Here is a 236-nt window from a genome sequence, read left to right as displayed (position 1 = left end):
TGTCGAAAAGCGGCCCGAGCATGAAGGACGTGAAGTTATCTGGCAGGTGGCGGCACGCCGCAGCACCTACAAAAAACTCGATAAGCGCAGCGTGCTGTACAAAGCCAAGCGCAAGATTGAAAAGGCCAAGGCTCAGGGGCGCGCCAAGGTCGAGCATCCGTTCCGGGTAATCAAGCGCCAGTTCGGTTACACCAAGGTGCGCTTTCGCGGCTTGGCCAAAAACACGGCGCAACTGG

1 protein-coding gene is annotated in these 236 nt (G+C 58.1%); it reads left to right on the top strand.

Going from position 1 to position 236, the window contains the following annotated elements:
- Positions 1-236 (top strand): transposase (locus tag AO268_RS06815; RefSeq protein WP_141562785.1); only part of this gene is annotated, 236 nt, incomplete at both ends.

It is taken from the genome of Pseudomonas sp. ICMP 8385 (genome assembly GCF_002699915.1).
In the GTDB taxonomy this organism is placed as follows: Bacteria; Pseudomonadota; Gammaproteobacteria; order Pseudomonadales; family Pseudomonadaceae; genus Aquipseudomonas; species Aquipseudomonas gessardii.
The sequence above is the reverse complement of the archived record's forward strand: the minus strand, read 5'-3'. Positions and strand labels throughout refer to the sequence as shown.